15 protein-coding genes and 2 pseudogenes are annotated in these 21,007 nt (G+C 47.0%); 5 read left to right on the top strand and 12 right to left on the bottom strand.

Translation table 11 applies throughout. The annotated features are described in order from the left end of the window. Nucleotides 1-52 precede the first annotated feature (52 nt). The 6 genes and pseudogenes from ACQ4MX_RS00320 to ACQ4MX_RS00295 all read right to left on the bottom strand — a co-directional run bounded on the left by ACQ4MX_RS00320 (nt 53) and on the right by ACQ4MX_RS00295 (nt 6,301). Nucleotides 53-1,171: an LLM class flavin-dependent oxidoreductase gene (locus ACQ4MX_RS00320; RefSeq protein ID WP_431088694.1), complete on the bottom strand. Its 1,119-nt coding sequence runs from the start codon at nt 1,169-1,171 to the stop codon at nt 53-55. Between the two features lie 57 nt (nt 1,172-1,228). Further along, entirely contained in the window at nt 1,229-1,777 is a 549-nt protein-coding gene (locus ACQ4MX_RS00315) for a GNAT family N-acetyltransferase (protein ID WP_134914796.1), read from the bottom strand. 370 nt (nt 1,778-2,147) lie between these two features. Then, a pseudogene (locus ACQ4MX_RS00310) lies at nt 2,148-2,429 on the bottom strand (FAD-dependent oxidoreductase); the annotation flags it as partial. A 26-nt stretch (nt 2,430-2,455) separates the two neighbouring features. Further along, nucleotides 2,456-2,539: pseudogene (locus ACQ4MX_RS00305) on the bottom strand (transcriptional regulator); the annotation flags it as partial. A 138-nt stretch (nt 2,540-2,677) separates the two neighbouring features. Next, nucleotides 2,678-3,181, bottom strand: coding sequence for a ferritin (locus ACQ4MX_RS00300; RefSeq protein ID WP_134914797.1), 504 nt, complete (start codon nt 3,179-3,181; stop codon nt 2,678-2,680). Between the two features lie 171 nt (nt 3,182-3,352). Then, the gene (locus ACQ4MX_RS00295; protein ID WP_431091439.1) at nt 3,353-6,301 is read right to left on the bottom strand and encodes a glycoside hydrolase family 48 protein; all 2,949 of its coding nucleotides are present in this window, start codon (nt 6,299-6,301) and stop codon (nt 3,353-3,355) included. A gap of 317 nt (nt 6,302-6,618) precedes the next feature. Here ACQ4MX_RS00295 and ACQ4MX_RS00290 point away from each other — a divergent pair, with 317 nt between their 5' ends. Further along, nucleotides 6,619-6,987 (top strand): DUF423 domain-containing protein, encoded by a 369-nt coding sequence (locus tag ACQ4MX_RS00290; protein WP_431088693.1) that lies wholly within the window; start codon nt 6,619-6,621, stop codon nt 6,985-6,987. A gap of 79 nt (nt 6,988-7,066) precedes the next feature. Here the strand turns inward: ACQ4MX_RS00290 and ACQ4MX_RS00285 are convergent, their stop codons facing one another. Together ACQ4MX_RS00285 and ACQ4MX_RS00280 are read right to left on the bottom strand one after the other, a co-directional pair. After that, nucleotides 7,067-7,921 (bottom strand): sugar phosphate isomerase/epimerase family protein, encoded by an 855-nt coding sequence (locus tag ACQ4MX_RS00285; protein ID WP_431088692.1) that lies wholly within the window; start codon nt 7,919-7,921, stop codon nt 7,067-7,069. A gap of 20 nt (nt 7,922-7,941) precedes the next feature. After that, the gene (locus ACQ4MX_RS00280; RefSeq protein WP_431088690.1) at nt 7,942-8,676 is read right to left on the bottom strand and encodes a thioesterase II family protein; all 735 of its coding nucleotides are present in this window, start codon (nt 8,674-8,676) and stop codon (nt 7,942-7,944) included. A 223-nt stretch (nt 8,677-8,899) separates the two neighbouring features. Between ACQ4MX_RS00280 and ACQ4MX_RS00275 the strand changes: the two genes are divergently transcribed. The 3 genes from ACQ4MX_RS00275 to ACQ4MX_RS00265 all read left to right on the top strand — a co-directional run bounded on the left by ACQ4MX_RS00275 (nt 8,900) and on the right by ACQ4MX_RS00265 (nt 13,243). Continuing rightward, nucleotides 8,900-11,335: a GH36-type glycosyl hydrolase domain-containing protein gene (locus tag ACQ4MX_RS00275; RefSeq protein WP_431088688.1), complete on the top strand. Its 2,436-nt coding sequence runs from the start codon at nt 8,900-8,902 to the stop codon at nt 11,333-11,335. 107 nt (nt 11,336-11,442) lie between these two features. Continuing rightward, complete coding sequence (locus tag ACQ4MX_RS00270; protein WP_431088687.1) at nt 11,443-12,561, top strand: GGDEF domain-containing protein; 1,119 nt, start codon at nt 11,443-11,445, stop codon at nt 12,559-12,561. A 163-nt stretch (nt 12,562-12,724) separates the two neighbouring features. Further along, complete coding sequence (locus tag ACQ4MX_RS00265; protein WP_431088685.1) at nt 12,725-13,243, top strand: NAD(P)H-dependent oxidoreductase; 519 nt, start codon at nt 12,725-12,727, stop codon at nt 13,241-13,243. Nucleotides 13,244-13,351: 108 nt separating this feature from the next. On the opposite strand, the gene ACQ4MX_RS00260 is transcribed toward ACQ4MX_RS00265, so the two are convergent. The 3 genes from ACQ4MX_RS00260 to ectB all read right to left on the bottom strand — a co-directional run bounded on the left by ACQ4MX_RS00260 (nt 13,352) and on the right by ectB (nt 17,069). Then, nucleotides 13,352-14,569: an MFS transporter gene (locus ACQ4MX_RS00260; RefSeq protein WP_431088683.1), complete on the bottom strand. Its 1,218-nt coding sequence runs from the start codon at nt 14,567-14,569 to the stop codon at nt 13,352-13,354. A gap of 125 nt (nt 14,570-14,694) precedes the next feature. After that, nucleotides 14,695-15,672 carry a helix-turn-helix transcriptional regulator gene (locus ACQ4MX_RS00255; protein WP_431088681.1) on the bottom strand — a complete coding sequence of 326 codons (978 nt, stop codon included), beginning with the start codon at nt 15,670-15,672 and terminating at the stop codon, nt 14,695-14,697. A gap of 134 nt (nt 15,673-15,806) precedes the next feature. Then, complete coding sequence (ectB, locus tag ACQ4MX_RS00250) at nt 15,807-17,069, bottom strand: diaminobutyrate--2-oxoglutarate transaminase (RefSeq protein WP_431088680.1); 1,263 nt, start codon at nt 17,067-17,069, stop codon at nt 15,807-15,809. A gap of 596 nt (nt 17,070-17,665) precedes the next feature. Between ectB and ACQ4MX_RS00245 the strand changes: the two genes are divergently transcribed. Continuing rightward, nucleotides 17,666-18,358: a response regulator transcription factor gene (locus ACQ4MX_RS00245; RefSeq protein ID WP_431088678.1), complete on the top strand. Its 693-nt coding sequence runs from the start codon at nt 17,666-17,668 to the stop codon at nt 18,356-18,358. A gap of 5 nt (nt 18,359-18,363) precedes the next feature. Here ACQ4MX_RS00245 and ACQ4MX_RS00240 read toward each other — a convergent pair whose 3' ends face one another. Beyond that, the gene (locus tag ACQ4MX_RS00240; protein WP_431088677.1) at nt 18,364-20,961 is read right to left on the bottom strand and encodes a response regulator; all 2,598 of its coding nucleotides are present in this window, start codon (nt 20,959-20,961) and stop codon (nt 18,364-18,366) included. Between the last annotated feature and the right edge of the window lie 46 nt (nt 20,962-21,007).

Genomic DNA, 21,007 nt, shown 5'->3' with positions numbered 1-21,007 from the left:
AGCCTCCTAAATGGAGGCTTTTTATGAGATAAGGTGATTGAACAGTCAACAACTATAGTTGAAAAATAGGAGATATGGGTGACGCATCATTTTTTACAGCGGTAATTGACCTGCTTCCAACATCAAGATTCGGCCCATGCTGCCAAATCGCGCTCGGAATTTCTCGTCGCAGTACTGGTATGATATCCTCGGTAAACCGATGCAGCTGTTCGAGCTGCTCTTGCTCACCTAGCCCGTCCACGCTGATGCTGAGTACCTGATTACCGAACGCGGTATGATAGTTCCGTATTTTCTCAAGAACGCTCTCCGCAGAGCCGATCAGAACAGGACCGTTACGAATATTATCCTCCAGACTCGTGAAGGGCGACTGATTGTGCTGAGCTGCCGCTGTCGAGTGGTAGGCATCATAATAAGGACGATACCGTCGGATCGCTTCCTCATCCGTATCTGCCAGATACAGACTCCCTGCTCCGGCACCAATTACGGCCTGTGCCGGATCATGTCCGTAATAAGCCAGCCGTTCGCGGTAATGATCAATAAGCGCTTTATACTTGGCCTGAGGATGGAAAGAATTCGAGGAAAATATCGGCTCCCCGTATTGAGCGGCCAGTTCGGTCGATAGTGTACTGGAAGCACTACCGTGCCATATAGGAATATGCTGCTGATACGGCCGAGGCTGTGTCGTAACTTGATGCAACGGAGGGCGGTAGCTTCCTTCCCACGTAACCTCTTCCTCGCTCCACAGCCGTTTGAGCAAACGATAGCGCTCGGCAAGCGAGTCCCACTGTTCTTCCTCCGTAATTCCAAACAACGGATAATGGCGCGGGTCATTGCCTTTACCAATAATAATCTCTAATCTTCCACCTGATAAATGATCCAACGTCGCATAGTCTTCTGCCACGCGCACCGGGTCCAGCACGCTAAGCACCGTTACCATAGTCAGGAGACGAATCCGTTCGGTTCTCGCCGCAATAGCGGTCAGCACCAGCGGGGGTGAGGATGACAGAAAAGGTGCACCGTGCCGCTCCCCCACACCGTATGCATCAAAACCAAGCTCCTCTGCGAGAACAGCCTGCTTGATTACATTTTGTAATTTTTGCTGCGAGCTCCAGGTTTCCCCGGTAAGCGCATTAGGCTGATTAGCCATCAGGCTGAATAACACAAACTTCATTTCATGAAAACCCCTTTCGGAGAACGAATCGGCTTCGTCCCATCCCGGGCATCGGGTCTAATTGCGGTTAGCAGTCTCTGCTCCGTTTTTTTCACGAATATATGTTTCAAATAATTGGGGATTCACAACTTTACGCAGTAAATGCATCGTTCCGTCTCCTGTACCATGGTCAAACGCATGGATACGCTCATACCCCCAACGCTCATACATAGACAGCAGATAGGGATGCTTTTCGGCTGTTGCCAGCGTAACGGCAGGAGCTCCCACCTGATCACGGATAATATTCTGCTCTACCCAGTTTAGCAGCTTGCGTCCGTAGCCCTTGCCCTGAGCAGCCGGGTCGACGGCAAACCACATGACAAATGGTAGATCGGTTATAAAATTAAGAGCTCTATTTTTGAGATGGCTCACTGTAGCCTGAATTACGCCATCGACTTCCAGCACGTAGCAGTCATTATTTTTAATATTTTCCTGAATGAGAGGAATGTCTGCCTGAGCGGCAGGCCATTTAAGCTCCAACTGCCGAATCGTTTCGTACGCCTCATAAGTTACGTACTGCAATCTCTCTGCATCTTCCTGTTGTGCCAGGCGATAGATTTCGCTCATGTTAACCCGCCTCTCCTGTATAATTAATTTATTAATCCCATCTGCTTAATCGGGTATAAAAGATAAAATAACTGTAGCATGCTCTCCATCCAGCGACAAATTAATTTTTTCTATAAGTATATTTAAAATAACGATAACCTAACGAAAGTGAGCACGAATTGCAAAATCTTCCTCCGTTAAATCCAGATTTACACACATAGCAGTTCGGCTGCCGTCGGCCGCGGCAAAAATCAATTGGGAAGGCATGAAGTATGAAGAATCCCCGGCGGCATATACACCAGGTTTGAGTTTCTAGCCCTCAAGACTTGAGTTCCATCCGTAAAGCGAACATGCTCGCTCAAGCTGTCTATTTTGGCCGATGAAGGTCGGGCGAATCAAGCACCTCAAATCCGAATTCAGTTTTGTCAATCGAAACAACCTCGGTTTGCAGATGATCGACAGACGGATAGCGCAGTACTTCCTCAAAAGCAACGCGACGGAACTCGGCCGGCGTTACGCCGTCTTTCGTAATAAAGCCGTGCGACGCATGCGTAACGGCATTTCTGGGCTGGTTGTTGTCGATTAAAGCCACGCTTCGTCTTGCCCGGCCAAGCACAAGGGCTGCATTCAATCCGGCGGGTTCTCCGCCAATAATAGCACAATCGTAAATCATGATGCTCATCTCCTTGCCAAATGCTAAACGCCTATCGGCTTAACCGACGAAGCAGTAACGAGCATGAGCATGGTGTGCAGGGCATAATTCGTCGCTTTTGTAAATTTCATGACTACACCTAAATTAAAGACTTATTGTGTCTGTAATATCCTTGAATCGGCTAATGTGTCAAACTTATACCTGATTATAAAAAAAGCAGAGAAGCCCGCAAACCGGGCTTCTCTGCTTTTTCGTCCTTACATGTTGCTTTATTCCGCAGGGGCTACAAAGGTGCGATTGGCAAACTCACTGTCCAGCATATAAAAGGCATTGCTGTCCCTTTCAATCCGTTTGAGCTTCTGGATTACACTGTCGAACAGAGCTTCCTCTTCGACTTGTTCATCAATAAACCATTTCAGGAAATGGATCGTCGCATGCTCACGTCCGTCCAGAGCTAAGTCAGCCAAATGATAAAATTTCTGCGTATTTTGCTGCTCATGCTTGTAGCCGTGCTCGAACACATCCAGCATGGAATCGTAGCTGTTTTTAGGCTCCGGTAATGCTGCCAATGTGGCGCGTCCTCTGCGATCATTAATATATTTGTACAGCTTCATGGCATGAAACCGTTCCTCTTCGGCTTGTACCAGGAAAAAGTTTGCGAACCCATCCAGACTTTCGCTGGAGCAATAAGCAGCCATTGCCAGATATACGTGAGCGGAGTAAAATTCAAAATTCATTTGCTCATTCAGAGCCTGTGCCAAATTGTCTTTCATGTCTCAGGTCACCTCGGTCATATATGTAATGATGTAGCGATCTTAGTGTACCACAAGAGTGTCAGCGGGAAAATACAATATCGGAGAAATATCATTGGACAACGGGCGCAATACAATGTGAGGTCCCCCCCTCCTGCATTGCGCTCGTCTCACCCAATGTTTATTTTACATTCAAGGCTCCAGACCCCATACGCGTTGGTCGTTCACATACAGAGGCGTTTTGTCCCAATCTGTATAAGACGTTTTGGTCGCATCATAGGAAAAATCATCACTTTCGTTATAATTGCTCCAGTCCGTTTTGTTCAAGCGAACCTGAATATCCCCCGTGTTGGCTCCTGCTGCCAGACTTCCCGCACCAGCTCCAAAGGAGATTTCCAGATAGTAATCTGCACCCGTCACCGCCTTATCCAGCTTCACAACACGTCCCTGAACGTTGCCGCTACCGAGCTGTGCATAGTCACAATGAAATTCCTGCGGCTTGTCGCCATCCACTGTATAATAATACCGGAGCTTGACAGTCTTCAGATCAACAGCCTCTTTCCCCTTGTTTACAACACGGAAAAGCGGACGGATCTGATTATCTCCCGGGTTCGTGTCGCCCACGTGGTATTGGGCAATCACATCTCCCGTAGCCGGAACGGATGCTGCTGTCGGCTTGGCGCTGACCTCGGCAGAATCCGGACTGGTTCCCAAGGAATTGGTCGCACTTGCTACATAATAATAGGTGGTTTCATTCACCACTCCTGTATCCTTGTAAGTGCTATCTGTTACCGTTGCTACCGTGGTATAAGGTCCTCCACTGGTTGTGGAGCGCTTGACGGTATAGTTGTCGGCCCCCGTCGCTTTGCTCCAGCTCAGTGTAACCTGAGCATCCCCGGCACTTGCTTTCACATTTGCCGGAGCTTTGGGAGCTGTCGGCTCGGTTGTTCCACCATTGTTGATGAGACGGTCATATTCGGCATAAGCTGTCGCCATATCGACTTGGGACCAAAAACGGTGATACGTAAATTCCGGAGCGCCTTTGTCCCATTTTTTCGTTTGATTATTCCATGAAGTTGTGTATTTGTCCTTGAGATAAGACCATTGCGGATCTTTGGTGATGTTAGGCCGGATATCGGTGTAGCTGGAATACGTACCATTACCACCCTTGGACGGATCAGATGCGGTAGCGCCTGCGCCAGGAATGGTGTTGCCTTGCCCCGTTTTACCACTCCATCCGTTCGGGATATACACTTCTTTCGTAAAATAACGATAATAATCCTCACGTGTTTCCTTCGTGGTAATGCCTACGCCGTCGTTGTAACCCCATGCAGCATCAAGCAATGCTTTGGACAGATCCTTGGCTTCCTTGCCTAATGCGGTGTAATCTCCTTTTTCGGCCTTCGTTCCGGCAGCAAAGAAAGTAAGCGCTTTAACATAACTGCCCAGCACTCCCGCATCTTGCCCTGGATTCTTCGTTACCACATGCAGATTGGCATTCCCCTTATGATTGGCAAATCCGGTCCAGGTTTCTGGCTTCCCACTCCATTCCAGATTGCCTGGCACCCAGAACTCGCCTTTAGCTGCTGTAGTGGCAACCTTCGGATTTTTACCACCGAGAATGCGCTTGCCTTGAGCGTCCAAATAATATCCCTGTGTATCCGTCACAGGACGTTCGTTGGCAAATACATAGCTCTTGGACCATGCAATCCAGTTTTCCGTCACTTGTTTAGCCATCTTAAACTGCTCGGAAGAAGTATCACCCTTCTTAGCTAAAATGTAGTACAGCTCAGCAACCCGTTCGACAGGCCAAGCCTGCATCCCGAACCAGTTGTTGGACGGTGGATCGTTATATACTGGAGCACCCGTGTAAGCCATGCCATAAAAGGTACTCGTGCCTGCCGGATACGCCTTATAGGCACCATCCCAGCTATTCGTTGCTCCACCTGCAATGGCTCCCTCATCGGATTGCAGCCACGTATAAAATTCCAGTTGGCGCTTCAACGAGGTAGCCCAATCCTGTCCCGCCGTTGGTGAATTTGGTATTAATCCGCCATCCTGATCGGATAACGCGTAAGCCGCAACGACATTTTGGTAGCCCTGATGCGCGTGGCTGGCGCCAATCCGCCAAGCCCAGTTGCCGCTTTGACCCAGTCCGCCACCCCATGACGTATACCATGCCATCAGATAATGGCTTGCATCCTTGCCGGTACCAGCTACCGGGGTTCCATTGGATGCGCTTCCGGTTTTCTGGAAGTATTTATCGTACATGCCGTACCGCAAGAAGTCCCCCATCTTTTTTGCTTTATCCAAATATACCGGGTTGTCATATCCCAGTTCTTTCGCCCAGTACATGGCTTGAACCGCCCGTGCGTCCGCATCGGTGGCATTCGTGTAGCGCCATTGCTGTGCAGGAGCATTATTTTCCTTGGTAAACAGGCTCATAAAGCCTTCATTTGTTTTACCAAATTTTTGATTATCCTGCGATGGATGCGGGACGGCTTCCCAAACCGATTCCTGCTCTCCGCGTTGGAAGGTGTTCACATAGGCCGCTGTATGAGACGGATTCAGCAGATTGCCAAAACCGTACCAATTATCCACGTCCAGCAGCCAATGCATCAGATAGGTCTGATTATTGCCGTAGGTTGCTTTCAACTCTGTATCCAGCGGGTCCTTGCCACCACTATACTGACCACTCAGACGGCTTGGATATTGATCCGGCTGCGGATACTCTGCTGCATAAGTCGCTGGGCTGTTGGGGTTGTAGTTACTCATCGTAGGCTGTTCTTCCTTGCCGTCCCCTTCATTAACAGGAATGATGTATTTCTCCATGTTGTCCCATGCCGATTCCAAATGTCCCCAATCCCCGGTATAATGGCCATACAGCACTTCCAGCCACATCCAGTAGCTATACGCTTCCGAGGTCGTTAAGTGTCCGTAGTCCGGAGCCTCGCTCATCAGGGTTTCAACCGAATGATAAGGAATACCCTCCTTGGAAAAATATCCACTGGCCGGGTCCTTCAGTTGTTTATACAATTGAAGGAAGCGTGTGGATTCCGGTGTTGCGGCTGATGCACGGTCGGGTTCGGCTTGAAATATGCCCAAAGTTAGCGGAAGTACCAAAATGGCTGACATGACCATAGAGACAGATTTCCTGAACACGGATTTTCTGCTGATCACTTTTGCATCCATCCTCTCCAATATCAATTTTGGCTTTACACAAGCTTTTATTCCGAAAAACGACAGCACAAAAAGACAGCACCATCACCTCACTTTCCCGTCAAAAAGGTGGAGGACACGCTGTCCATTAGCTCCAAATGCTTCACATTGGCCCTGGAAAAAATATACCATACCCACCGCCAAATGAGAGTCGAAAAAATCAATATGTTTAGAGTTTGTTAATAAAAATTGACGAAATCGCAGGAAATCGGTACGATTTTACAGGGAGGCGTTTTAATATGAAAATTTTACTAGTACTTGGTTGTATAATGATGTTTTTAGCTGTAGTTCTGGGAGCTTTCGGAGCACATGCTTTGAAAAAAAGACTTTCCGCAGATATGATGAGCATATTCCAGACAGGTATCCAATATCATATTGCTCATGGCTTGGGCTTGATTCTGCTCGGAGTAGTTGCAGGAAATTGGGTCCATTCTTCTCTGATTGTTACCGCAGGCTGGGTAATGCTAGCAGGTATTCTCCTGTTCTCCGGCAGTTTGTATGCCCTTAGCTTGTCCGGTGTGAAGAAGCTCGGAGCGATTACCCCGATTGGCGGGGTGGCTTTTTTAGCAAGTTGGGTACTTGTGATTGTGGCGGTAGTGCAGGATTAAACAAAGCTAAAGAAAAGAGACTTGGAAAAGTAGTCGCTTCCAAATCTCCTGAGAAATTCCCAAATATGAAAGAATAATATTATTTCGTCTGTATTTCTTGCGCCTTTTGAGCCGATAAGCGATGGCTCTCGATGTAGCGTTTGGATTCAGCCATCTGGTGCTCCTGCGCGGCCTCCATAATGATGTGAACCCCCGGCTTGTACTGTTCCAGTAGCTCCATGTATAGACCATAGTTCATGCCACCAAAGCCCGGCGGTACGGTCTCGATCTCACCTGTCGATGACAAACGCCGGTCTTTGGCATGCGCCGCGATAATCCGGGGTCCCAGCAGTTGAAACGCTTCACGGATGACTTCATCCTGTCGTGCCAGATTTTCCGTTTTCAGCAGATTGCCCGGATCTATCACTACGCCGATCTGGGATGACGGTACTTCCTCCAGCAAGGTAGCCAGCTCTACCGCCGTTCCGACCAAATGGTCGTTAGCGGCCTCCAATCCGACGAACACGCCCCATTTTCCCGCCTCGTCCGCTAATTCGCGCACAACTTCTTTTACAACCTTCCAGTCTCGTTCCGTATATGCGCTTCCATCCTCATTACGTCCGACTTCGGCAGCTACCATCGGTGCCCCTAACAGGCTTGCGTATCGGATCAGCTCTTTAAAGCGCTCTACATTTTCACGTAGAAGCTCCTCATCCTTTTCAAAAAAATGCAAATAGCAGCCAAGCACCGATATGGATACTCCATGCTGACGGAATGCCTCCGCGATAGACAGTGCCAATCCCGGACTGAACTTGCCCGGTTTATTAAAGTCCACATCACTGATCGCTCTCCATGGAGCCAGTTGAACATGAGTAAAGCCCGCCGCTCCTACCTTTGCAGCCAACTCGCGATAAGGCAACTTGCCAAATAAATGCGCCAATACGCCTACAGTCACTTCCAATCACCTCTTCTTTTTTAATGTTGCATCCTGTTTGTCACAGCACTTCGTTCCAAGGTTTCATTAATGATTTGCGTAATCCTCTCCACCTCGTCATGAATAAAAAAGTGCCCTCCATCAAAGGTGAAAATACGAAAATTCTGATCCGTATGCTGCCCCCACGCCTCCGCATCCTGCAAGGTCATTGTGTTATCGGTCAGCCCTGTCAAGGCTGTGACCGAACAATTCAAAGGTACGGCTGGGGTCATGTACTCATACGTCTCAACAGCTTTGAAGTCCGCTCTTAGCACCGGGATAAAATAGTCGTACAATTCGCGATTGTCAAAAATGGCCTCCGAAAGCTGACCATACCGCTGCAAATGCGTCCTGAACTGCTCTGCGGGAAGACCATGGGCCCACGGGAAATCTCTCGGGACATGCGGTGCCCGTCCACCAGATACGAACAGATGAGCAGGTTTCCCATAACCGCCAGCCACCAGCTTGTAATACAGCTCGAATGCGATCATCGTTCCCATACTGTGACCATAAATGGCATAAGGATCGCCGGGGGCTATTTCTTGACTGATCTTGAGCAATAAATCCTCGCTCATTTCCTCAATGCTGTCCTTTAACGGTTCACCGGAACGAATACCTCTGCCCGCCAGCTCCAGCGGAACAAGCTTAATCTGCGGCAGCAGCAGCTTTTTCCATTTGAAGCTGACCGATGCCGATCCGCCCGCATATGGAATGAAAAACAATGTGATGGGTGCCATCCTTGCAACCTCCTGCCATGCTGAGTCCTTACTCTTTCATTTTAGCATAAAAAGGTATATTTACCCATTTCAATTATTTTGCAAATTCAAGAAACAAGGTCGGGGAAATCAAGCATCTTTTGCATCAGGCAGGAAACCGATTCTTTTAGGAAGAACAGCTTCATTTTTGAATATAATAATGTGTTTGGCCTTATTTCTTTAAATTCGAGAGGAGTTCTGCGCCATGAAGTACGGTTTCTTCGATGATGCTAACCAAGAATATGTCATCCACACCCCTCAAACCCCATATCCCTGGATCAATTATTTAGGCAACGAACGATTTTTTGGACTGATCTCCAATACAGGCGGCGGCTATGCATTTTACCGGGATGCGCGCTTACGTCGCTTAACACGATACCGATACAACAATATTCCTGTCGATAACGGCGGTCGCTATTTTTATATTCATGATGACAGGGATTACTGGACACCGGGCTGGATGCCGGTTAAACGGGAGCTGGATCTGTATGAGTGCCGACATGGGCTTGGCTATACTTCAATTATGGGTGAACGTAACGGTATCCGGGCGACGCAGTTGGCTTTTGTACCGCTGTCCTTTGATGGAGAAGTACATCAGGTCAGGCTTCAGAACACCTCTGCACAGACTAAAAAGATCAAACTCTTTTCTTTCGTGGAATTTTGTCTGTGGAACGCCTATGACGATATGACCAATTTTCAACGCAACCTGAACACGGGCGAGGTCGAAATACAGGACTCCGTCATCTATCACAAAACGGAATATCGTGAGCGCCGCAACCACTATGCTTTCTTCTCTGTCAATCGTCCAATGGCAGGATTCGATACAGACCGTGAAGCTTTTCTGGGACTATACAACGGGCTGGATCAGCCGCAAACCGTCACCTCCGGGCAAGCCTCTAACTCTATTGCCAGCGGGTGGTCGCCTGTAGGATCGCATTGCATCGAAATCACATTGGAGCCAGGTGAAGAAACGAGTCTTAACTTTGTACTTGGTTATGTGGAAAATCCGGAGGATGAAAAATGGGAATCTCCTGGCGTGATTAACAAAAAGCAGGCTCATGCCATGATTGCTCAATTCGCGGATGAAGCCGATGTTGAACGAGCCTTGAGTGAGCTGCGGGCCTATTGGAACAACCTGCTCTCCAAGTACACCATTCAGAGCCACGACGACAAGCTGAACCGGATGGTGAATATATGGAACCCGTATCAATGTATGGTTACGTTCAATATGTCGCGTTCCGCTTCGTATTTTGAATCTGGCATCGGGCGTGGTATGGGCTTCCGGGATTCGAATCAGGATTTGCTCGGCTTCGTCCACCAGATACCGGAGCGAGCGCGGGAACGGATTATCGATATCGCTTCCACTCAATTTGATAACGGCGGGGCTTATCATCAGTACCAGCCTTTAACCAAAAAAGGAAACCACGAGGTCGGCGGCGGTTTCAACGATGATCCGCTATGGCTAATTGTTGGCACCGCTGCGTATATCAAAGAAACGGGAGACTTTTCCATATTGGACGAACAGGTGCCATTCGATGGGAATGAAGAGCATACCGCTACCCTGTTTGAGCATTTGAAGCGATCCTTTTATCATGTAGTTAACAATCTCGGCCCGCATGGTCTCCCACTGATTGGCCGGGCAGACTGGAACGACTGCTTGAACCTGAATTGCTTTTCTGCTACCCCGGATGAGTCCTATCAGACCACGCAAAATTTGGAGGGTCGCATAGCGGAATCGGTATTCATCGCCGGACTATTCGTATATACAGGGCCAGATTTTATTGAGCTGTGCAAGCGTAGAGGATTAGATGACGAAGCAGCCACGGCCCAGGCCCATGTGGATCAGATACGGACCGCCACGTTGGAGCATGGCTTTGATGGGGATTGGTTTCTGCGAGCCTACGACCACTATGGGAATAAAGTGGGTAGCAAGGATTGTGAGGAAGGCCAAATTTTCATTGAGCCTCAGGGTTTTTGCGTGATGGCCGGAATCGGCGTTGAGGAAGGTCAGGCTCAAAAAGCGCTCGACTCTACACGGGATCGGCTGGAGACTCCCTATGGCATTGTGCTGCAAAATCCGCCCTATTCCCGCTATTACATTAATCTGGGTGAAATATCCTCTTATCCTCCAGGGTACAAGGAAAATGCGGGCATCTTCTGTCACAATAACCCGTGGATTATGATGGCGGAGGCCGTGATTGGCCGTGGAGATCGCGCTTTTGAGCTGTATAGCAAAATTGCTCCTGCCTACCTGGAGGACATCAGCGACATCCACCGCACCGAGCCGTATGTATATGCACAAATGATTGCAGGCAAGGATGCCGTTCGTGAAGGCGAAGCCAAAAATTCATGGCTGACTGGCACAGCCGCGTGGAACTTTGTAGCCATTACCCAGTCTATTCTTGGTATCCAGCCCGAATGGGATGGTCTGCGTATTGACCCGTGCATTCCTGCAGCCTGGGACGAATTTACAATCACTCGCGTCTTTCGCGGCAATACCTACGTGATCCAAATCACGAATCCACAACATATATCCAAGGGTGTAGCTACAGTCACGATAGATGGGACTGTTCTCACGGACAATGTTCTGCCGGTTGCAGGAGATGGTGCTGTCCATCAGGTTAAAGTGTTACTGGGCTGACAAGTACATTGGCACCTAAATCGGCACCTAAAAAATTAGCTTCAACTTCATCACATAGTATCTTATAATACGAGAATGGCTAAAGATACATTAAGTGTGGTGACATCATGAATAAGACAACACGGCTTACTCAAACAACCGATTATAAGTTAAAGGAAGCTCGCTGGGTACGGAGGATGTTTTTATTATACTGGATGATTATAGCCGTACATTTTATTGCGCAGCTCGGTTGCTATTTATTTTTGAATTATGATGCTACACCATATGGATTTTACGTTGAAACTCTTATTGTTCCGACAATGATCATGTGTGGTTCCAACCTGCTTGCAGAGCTGGTTCATTATAAATACAACAGATATTCATTTGTAATCCTATTTATGGCAAGCACAGTCATTTGCTGGACCATCATTCGTTTAAACTACGATATTCGGATTATCCCGGCGTTGTGCTTGTTGCCTATTTTCTCATCCATCCTGTTCTTCAATCGTCGCCTAATATGGTTTTCCTTTGTTTTGCAAGTTGGAGTCTTTTTTCTTTTGCTGGCAGTGGATGATTCGTTCCGCACCTACTTGTCGGCCTTTGATATTGTATCGATTCCGATCTTTTTGATTATGTCCACTTTTATTGCCATTATTATTCAGGCAAGTGGCCGTGACCTGCTGCTGGATTTGTATAAAACACAGCGTGCCCACCAGGAATTAATGATTAGTAATGCGATTATAAGCAAAATGTCGATGACCGACGGATTAACCAAGCTCTATAATCATTTGTCCTTTCAGAACTTCTATGAAAAAGCACTCGAATATGCCGAGCAAGGCGCCATTATCCATCTCGCGTTATTGGATATTGACAATTTTAAGAAAATTAACGACACTTATGGGCACCAGTTCGGAGATAAAATTTTGGAGAGCATTTCGCTAATCATTACAGAACAGATTACAGCTAATGATATTGCGGCCCGCTATGGTGGTGAGGAATTCGCCATCCTGATGTTCGAGCATACCTTTGAAGAAGCTTATCAAATCGCCGAAAACATCCGGCACGAAGTGGAAAAGATGACTTTTTACGAAAAAAAGCAAAACATTTCCGTAACCGTAAGCATTGGGCTGAAAAGCTATACAGAAGAAATGAATAAAGATGCGTTTTTTCAGGAAGCGGACGACTATCTATATCAAGCCAAGCGTTCTGGCAAGAATAAGATAGTTTCGCTCAATCATATTGCCTAATTCGACAGAGAATACTCACAGGATGACTTCTCCGGCACTCGCTTGCCGGGGATTTATTTTTTAAAGACAAGCCATTTGACAAGAATATAAGCTGAAACTATAATAACTACAAGTAATAACGTAATTTACTTACATAAAATAAGTTAAAGGAGATGTTTTTCATATGTCAACACTTGTTATTGTAACCCACCCTAATCTTGCGGAGTCCCGCGTTAACAAAAGATGGGTCCAGGAGCTTAAAAAGCAATCGGGTATAACCGTTCATAACCTGTATGAAGTATACCCGGATGAGAAAATCAATGTAGCTCAAGAGCAGGAACTGGTGGAGCAGCATGACCGTATCGTACTGCAATTTCCTTTTTACTGGTATAGCACCCCTTCCCTGCTGAAAAAATGGCAAGATGTGGTTCTGACTTACGGTTGGGCTTATGGAAGCGAAGGTGGCAAATTGGAGGGCAAAGAGTTACTGATTGCTCTGTCTGCCGCTAGTGTAGAGGAAAACTATCAACATGACGGACGGAACAGATACACAATCGAAGAACTGTTGAGACCTCTCGAAGCTACAAGCCACTTGCTTGGTGCCAAATTGCTCCCTTATTTCGTGCAATATGGCGCTGGGGTTCTGACCGATGAGGAGCTTGAGCAATCCGCGCAAAGATACGTGCAAACCGTTACTTCTTAATTGTATTGGAAAATGCCCCTTGGTTGGAGCTACCACCTGCTGTGACGCAGAATGTGGCAGTCTACCGACCAGGGGGCTTTTTTTTGAGTTTAATTTTCAAATCAGGAATTATAACGAACTGCGTTCTGATTGCACGGAAACGACTTTCCCCCTGCTATTCAGCACGAAGCCTAATGCATAGACGACAGCCCCCAAGCTGTAAGCGGCGGCAAAGCCCCCCATATGCTCGATCATCCAGCCTGACAGCGCGGGACCCAGCATCTGCCCTACTGCATAAAATACAGAGACAAACCCGATGGCAGAGGGAACATATTTGGACGGAACCTGCTGTGAAGCTTTAACCTGGATCAAGGTGACTAGTCCTCCGATGCTCGAACCCCAAATGATGGATGAAATCGCAAAGCCCCACACGTTGTCCATAACGATGGGAACGAGATCCCCAAGCACAGCAAAAATCCACGCCAGCATAAATGTTCGTTGCACCCCAGCCTTGTCCGAGATACTTCCCCATACAGGGCCGCCTATAATGCTGAATACCCCTGCAAACGCATATATCAGCCCTGTCGTGCTGCTTGAAATACCTGCCTCCAGCATATAGCTGCTTTGATACAGATTAGGTATTAGATAGGCCATGCCAATCAGAAAATATAAAACAGCAATGCGGGTAAGCTCCTTATTTTTCAACCACTGGGGCTTATCCTCCTCGCTTACCGTTTGACGGGCAGATGCCGGATTTTTCAGAACAAATAGTGACAACACGAGCACCACTAACGAAATAATCCCGAAGCACAACCATACAGCACGCCAGCCGTCATGAGGAAATACCCGTATGATCACAGGGATCAGAAAACCGCTTAATAACATGCCGATACCGGCGCCACTCAACAGTATACCTAATACCTTCCCCCGCTGCTGCGGAAACCAGCCGATCATCAGGGACATCAGTGGAGTAAATACAAGTGAGCTGCCAGCCCCAATAACGAACATGAACAACCCGATAGCCCAAAATGAAGGCGACCATGCCAATCCGAGCATACTGACCACTACAGCCGCACTGCCCGTTATAAGCACCAATTTAGCTCCCCAGCGTACAGCCAGCACACCTGACAAGCCTACCGTGAGCAAATAACCCAGAAACATGATCGTTCCCAGTAATCCTGTCTGTGATATTGTCAGATGCAGCCCCTTCTGCATATACGGAAGCACAGCACCATAACCCATACGGGCCAAGCCTGTGGTTGTAATGACCAGTAAAGTTCCGCACAGGACGAGTGTCCAGAAATGTTTTGGGTTAGGTGCTTTTTGTACATGTGGTACGGAATTCATACCCTAGTTCCCCCTTCTTATGAATGAATAACAGGTACAGTAACCTTGCCATTCATCCTACACGGGGGTTCGGTTCTGATCTACCAGCTAACGGAATTCGTTGCTGGTTTGCGGGAATGGGTTTTTTAGCTGAATAAGCGATTTCGGACGAGCGTACCCGGGTTGCAGCCGTATTTTTTTCGGAATGCCTCTGCAAAGTAGCTTGGATTGGAATAACCCACCGCACAAGAAACTTCCGTTACACTATTTCCTCCGACTTGCAGCAAATGAAGAGCCTGATCCAGCCGTTGTTCACGCAGATCTCCAAAGACGGTTGTTCCGTACATTTCCTTGTAGCCCATTTTCAATTTGTAGTCATTCATGCCGATCATACGTGAAAGCTGCAAGAGAGACGGCGGCTCCGCCATGTGCTCCAGCATAATTTGACGCGCCCTCTTAATTTTGGCGATTTCGTCCCGGTTCAAGGAGACAGATGGATCATGCCCATCCTCGAAAAAGGTGCGTAAAGCGAGCATCCACAAATCCAATACGGCACATTCCATCTCAATATTGCGCATCGAACCGGATTGGATGCCCTGCATCAGCTGAGTCAACTTGAAGACGGCAACTGGATTCATGCGAGCCTGAAAAGCGCGAAACGAATGAGATCCGAGTAAATCCGCAAAATCAACACTCCTTCTCCCGTCCGCCTCTTCCATAAAATAATGAAATGTCGATACCGGAATGCCGATGCCTAGCATCGTAAATTGCTCGTTCGCCGTAAATTCAAAGCGGGCTTCGCCCGGCTTCAGAAGCTGTAACGAAAAATGCCCCGGCACAATTTCATGCCGCACTCCCGACGCCTGAACCTCACGGCTGCCGCGAAAACAGCAAGTAAGCTCGACCATAGGCACAGAAGCCACAAAATCAATCGTTCGGCGTTGATGAAAGGTATAGTCGGAAACCACAAGCTCCATATCCAGACGCGGGGAGCAGCGGCGAATAGTGCCCTTCCCCACGGTTTGTGTAAGTTCCATCGGAGCTTTATGACCTGTAACGTCAGCGTTCAGCTCCAGTTTTTCAAGGAATAAATTAAAATTATGATGAAAAGTAGCTTCCTGCATAGCGTTTCACTCCAGTATTGTTCATTGATAATTATTCTCATCATACCGGATTGTTGGTGGTTTGACAAAGAACCTCCTACCGCTAGAAAATAGCAGCGATGGAGGTTCCCGTCGATCTGTTAAAATATGAAGATTTACAAAGTAACCAGTGTGCTGGACACCTGAACCATGCATTCTTTAATGATGTTGCAGCCTTCACGCAGGTTTTCCAAGCTGATCGTCAGGGCAGGCATAATTTTAATCACCGTATCGTTACGTCCAGCCCGCTCAATGATGAGACCCTTACTAAAGCAGAGAGTAGCTACCTCCTTGGCGAACGCTTCTCCCAGGTGGGATACATCAATTCCCCAGATCAGACCCAAGCCGCGAATTTCAATGAGAGGATCGATTGTTTGAATATGTTCACGCAAAAATTGCTGGACAAAAGCCTCTTTTTCCTTCACCTGTGCTTCCAGCCCTACCGTATCCCTGAACTCCAGCGCTGCCTTTGCAGCGACAAAAGCAAGCTGATTTCCACGGAAGGTGCCATTATGCTCACCGGGACTCCAAATATCCAATTCCGGCTTGATCAGCAACAGGGACATCGGCAAACCATAGCCACTGATTGACTTGGACAAAACAACCATATCAGGAACGATACCCGCCCGCTCAAACGAGAAGAACGAACCAACTCGACCGCAGCCAACCTGTATATCGTCAATAATCAGCAAAATATCATGATCATCGCACAGCTGCCGCAAATCACGTAGCCATTCGGTATCTGCGATGTTAATACCGCCCTCAGCCTGTACTGTTTCCAGAATGATGGCTGCTGGCTTTTCCACCCCGGAATGGGTATCCGTTAAAAGCTGCTCCATATATAAAATGGTATCCAAGCCGTTAAATGTACTGTTATAAGGGATGAAGGTAACGTTATTCAACGATACACCGGCGCTCTCTCGCATGGAGTTGTTACTGGTAACAGACAAACCGCCTAGCGACATGCCATGAAACGCGCCCATAAAAGCAAAAATTCCATTTCTTTTCTTCACCTTGCGCGCAAGCTTCAATGCCGCCTCCACCGCATTAGTACCAGTTGGACCGCAAAATTGCAGCTTATAATTCAAGCCCTTGGGCTGGAGAATACGCTCGGAGAAAGATTCAATAAATTCCTGTTTGGCCGTCGTAAACATGTCCAAACCATGCATAATCCGGTCTGAGGTTAAATAATCCAAAAGCCGGTTTTTCATGAAATCATTATTGTGCCCGTAGTTCAAAGCCCCTGCTCCGGCAAAAAAGTCGATATATCCCTCTCCTGCCTCTGTGTACAGCACATCGTTCTTCGCTTTGTTGAAAACAACCGGAAAACTTCTGCAATAGGATCTTACATTGGACTCCAGTGCTTCGAATGTGTTCATAATCTCTCGTCCTCCCGCTGACCTGATTTGAAAAAATACAAGCATGGAAAGCAAAAAAATGTAAATATGTAATCTAAAATGAGAAGACAGCCTGAATCGCAAAGGGGTAGCCACACCAAAGAATCATGAGTACGATCACGGGAACGAATAGAGTACAGATAAATAAATGCAGAGTAGCCTATTGAGAGTAAATTAAACTCCAGAAGATTAAGTGGTGGGGGTTTCTAAGGGGTCTCTATCAGTGGATGTCACTCCTATGTAATAAAATACCATAATTATTTTTGAAGTCAATGCATGATTCTAATGTGTTTTGTTAAATTTTTGTAATTGAGTGTCGAGGGCTTGGTGTATTTTGTTAATTCTCCACGAAAAATGTCGGAATAGAGCTAAAAATCTTATAAATAGAGCATTTCCATATCAAAAAAGTATAAATCAGTTATGCCCGGCTATTGGTTTGCCCCGATCCCCCTGATCTTTTGACAGACTGTCCAAAGGGGGTTACTCTATCAAAAGAACTTGCCAAAAACTTTTTGAATGCATTGAACCTATCCTAACCATTTGGCTCGAATTTGATAGAAAGATAAGGAAATATCATCATGTCTAATGTTTTGATTATTGAAGATGACAATATGCTGGGAGATACCCTTTCCTTGTATTTGACTGGAGAAGGCTACAACGTTACCCGGGTGGAACAGGCGGCTGAGGGAATTGCCCGGCTGGGTATGGTGCAGCCTGATATTATTTTGCTAGATCTGCTGCTTCCAGATTTGGATGGTGTAAATCCCTGCCCACTGGTACGCAAGCATACGGATGTGCCAATCATCGTGATTTCTTCAGAAAACAATATCTCAGAGCGCATCCGTACACTTACGTTGGGAGCAGACGATTATATTTGCAAGCCTTTCAGTATGCAGGAGCTAAAGGCGCGAATCGAGGCTCTTTTCCGTCGTATTGAAATCACACGGTTACAGGCAAGAGGCCTTGCGCCTGAAGCCGAGCCTGAAATAGACATTGTTTTGGATCTGGCGCGAAGAATGATTACCGTTGATGGGCAGATTGTGGAGACGACATTTTCGGAATTTGAGCTTATGAAGCTTTTTTATTTGAACCGGGGAATTGTATTCAGCCGATATGCCTTGATTCAAGCTCTTCGTGGCACAGACTCCTTTATTAATGAGAGGGCTGTAGACGTACATATCAACCATTTGCGCAGGAAAATCGAAAAAGACCCTAAAAAGCCGAAATTAATCAGGACCATCTGGGGAATTGGTTATAAATTTGTGCAATAGCACGATCAGCTCCAGGGAACCGATGACTTGATTTGGTTAATCTCCTTTTGAACCAAGCTCAATTGCTCTCGCCAGTCTGGATACAGCTCCCCCGGTGAGGTTTCATGGCTACGTTTCAATCCCTTTTCCAGCTCTATGACCTTTGCCAGCAGCCCGGACGCAAACAGGTTTCCTGCCCCTCCCTTAAGCGAGTGGATTAATCGGAGAGCGGCAGATAACTGTCCGTTGTCCATTTTCCTCGTCAATCTTTTATCGAGATACTGGTATTCCTGAATCCATTTATAAAGGGCAAATTGGAAAATATATACCTTTCCATCCATGCCGGCTATCGCCTGTTCCGCGTGAACACCATTTAGTTCTTGCAACCATGCTAAATGAATCCAACTGTTTAACACTCTTACAGCGTTCAGTTCATGGACAGGCTTGAGCAGCACAGCATTAATGCCTGAAAGAAGGCAAACCTCCTGTTCATGCTGCGCAGCATCGGCCGTAAAGGCGATAATTGGAAGTCTGTTAAAAGCTTTCTTTCTGCGAATATGTCTGGCCGTCTCAAAGCCATCCATCTCTGGCATATGCAGATCAAGCATTACCATATCCCAGGAACGCAGTTCCAGTGACTCTAACAGTTCTCTTCCGTTTGCAGCCATGGTTACTTCAAAACCGCGCTCTGCCAGGAATTCGGTAATTACCACCTGGTTAATCTCATTGTCCTCCGCTATGAGAATTTGATACTTCTGTGTTGTAATCTCTCCTTCATAACGAGGGCTCATCATCGTATATGTAACCAGAGTATTAACATCTACAGACACTGTCTTTTCCTTTTCCAGCCTCCAGCGGATAACCTCCAATACAGCGTTTCGAGTCACGGGCTTGGACAAAAAGGCATCCACCCTGCTATCCTCGTCCCCAACTGCTATCCCTTCCATCTGGAACACTGTTGTAAGCCCAATGACCTGAGTCATCTGTCTATTTAGCAATTGAAGCCATTGTCTCCGTGTATCCAGCTCTCTAAAGCCATTCATCCCCATGTCGACCATAACCAAATCAAAATATTCGCCATTTTGAAAAGCTTCCACACATTCCTGAAAGGATGAAATGGTGTATGTTTCTAATCCTGTGCTTTGTAGTAATTCGTTCAGACTAAATCTCAACAGTTCATGCCGCACAACAATTAAGGCTTTGCCGCTTATTTGTTTTTCTATCTGTGCGCCTTCCGGATGTAGATCCCCGATATTCAGATCGACATTAAAGTAAAACCGACTGTATTCTCCCAATCGGCTTTCAACCTCTACATTCCCGCCCATGGCTTCAGCCAAATGCTTGCTAATGGCCAAACCCAGCCCGGAGCCCCCATATCGGCGGCTGGTTGATGTATTCGCTTGGGTAAAAGGGACAAACAGCTTGTTCACACCCACCTCGGAAATACCTATACCCGTATCCTCCACCATAAAGGACAACACTACCCGTCCGTTCTGCTGGCTTAGCATTTTCACCTCTAACAATACATGTCCATGATCCGTAAATTTGACGGCATTAGTCAGAAGGTTTAAAAGCACCTGTTCCATCCGCAATGGATCACCTTTAACACTTTTGGGTAATTTGGGGTCCGTTATAAAAATGATCTCTATTTCTTTGTGTTCCAGCAAAGTACCCACCGTATCTGCAAGATGCCGAAGCATTTTTTCCGGCTCAAACTCCAGCCTTTCCAGTTCCAAACTGCCTGCTTCCATTTTGGAAAAGTCCAATACGTTATTGAGCATGGATGAGAGGGTTCGTGAGGAGGCGAGCAGCTTGTCAAGGTAGTCTTTTTGGACAGCAGTCAGTTCTGTCTTGTTCAACAGCTTGGACAGACCGATAATACCATTCAGCGGCGTGCGAATTTCGTGGCTCATATGAGCCAAAAAAACGCTTTTGGCATGGTTAGCCTCGTCTACCTCCTTTCTTTTCTGCTCGGAAGCTTTATACTCCGTAATATCCATTACGTGACCGATGACATGCTTGGTGATCCCGTTCTCCCTGACCGGATGTAAGGTAATTAAAGCCGAGTATTCCCAAAACTCCAGCTCAAATACCGTCCGGTCACCGAACCATGCCTGTTTGTAATATTCACAAAGCTGCTCCAGCGTTTCAGAGGATAGCTCAAAAATGTCCCCGAGTCGCTCCACATGCTCCCTTCGATTATAGCTGACTTGCATATTCAGACCCATGCGCTCCAGCAAGCCTCCTTCGAGCAGCCTATAATAAAATTCGTCGCCGCTTTTCTCCAGCCTGAAGGTAAAGCCAGGTTGAACCCGAAGCACATTTAGGAGATCACGGTTTTGGTCCAGTAAACGTTGTTCATATGTATGTTTAATGATCCAAACGCGTACAAACAAAGCGATGAACATCAGACCAATCACTAGCTCCAGAACCCAAGTCATCAGAGCTCTATCACTTATGCCAAAATATAAAAACAGAATTCCTGTCATTCCATAAAAAACACGCGTGATCGTCTGCCGAATGAGCTGAGAAATCAGATTGCGGCGCGCAAATGTAATAGGTGGCTGAAAAGTCAAAACAATTAATAATATCACGATAACATAAAGCACCAAGTCTCGAACCAAGTGTTCTCCCTCCTGTAATCTCCCTACTTTGTAAGAATGAGAATAT

The sequence above is a fragment of the Paenibacillus sp. 8b26 genome (assembly GCF_050626875.1).
In the GTDB taxonomy this organism is placed as follows: Bacteria; Bacillota; Bacilli; order Paenibacillales; family Paenibacillaceae; genus Paenibacillus.
This window is presented reverse-complemented; position numbering and strand designations above follow the sequence as displayed.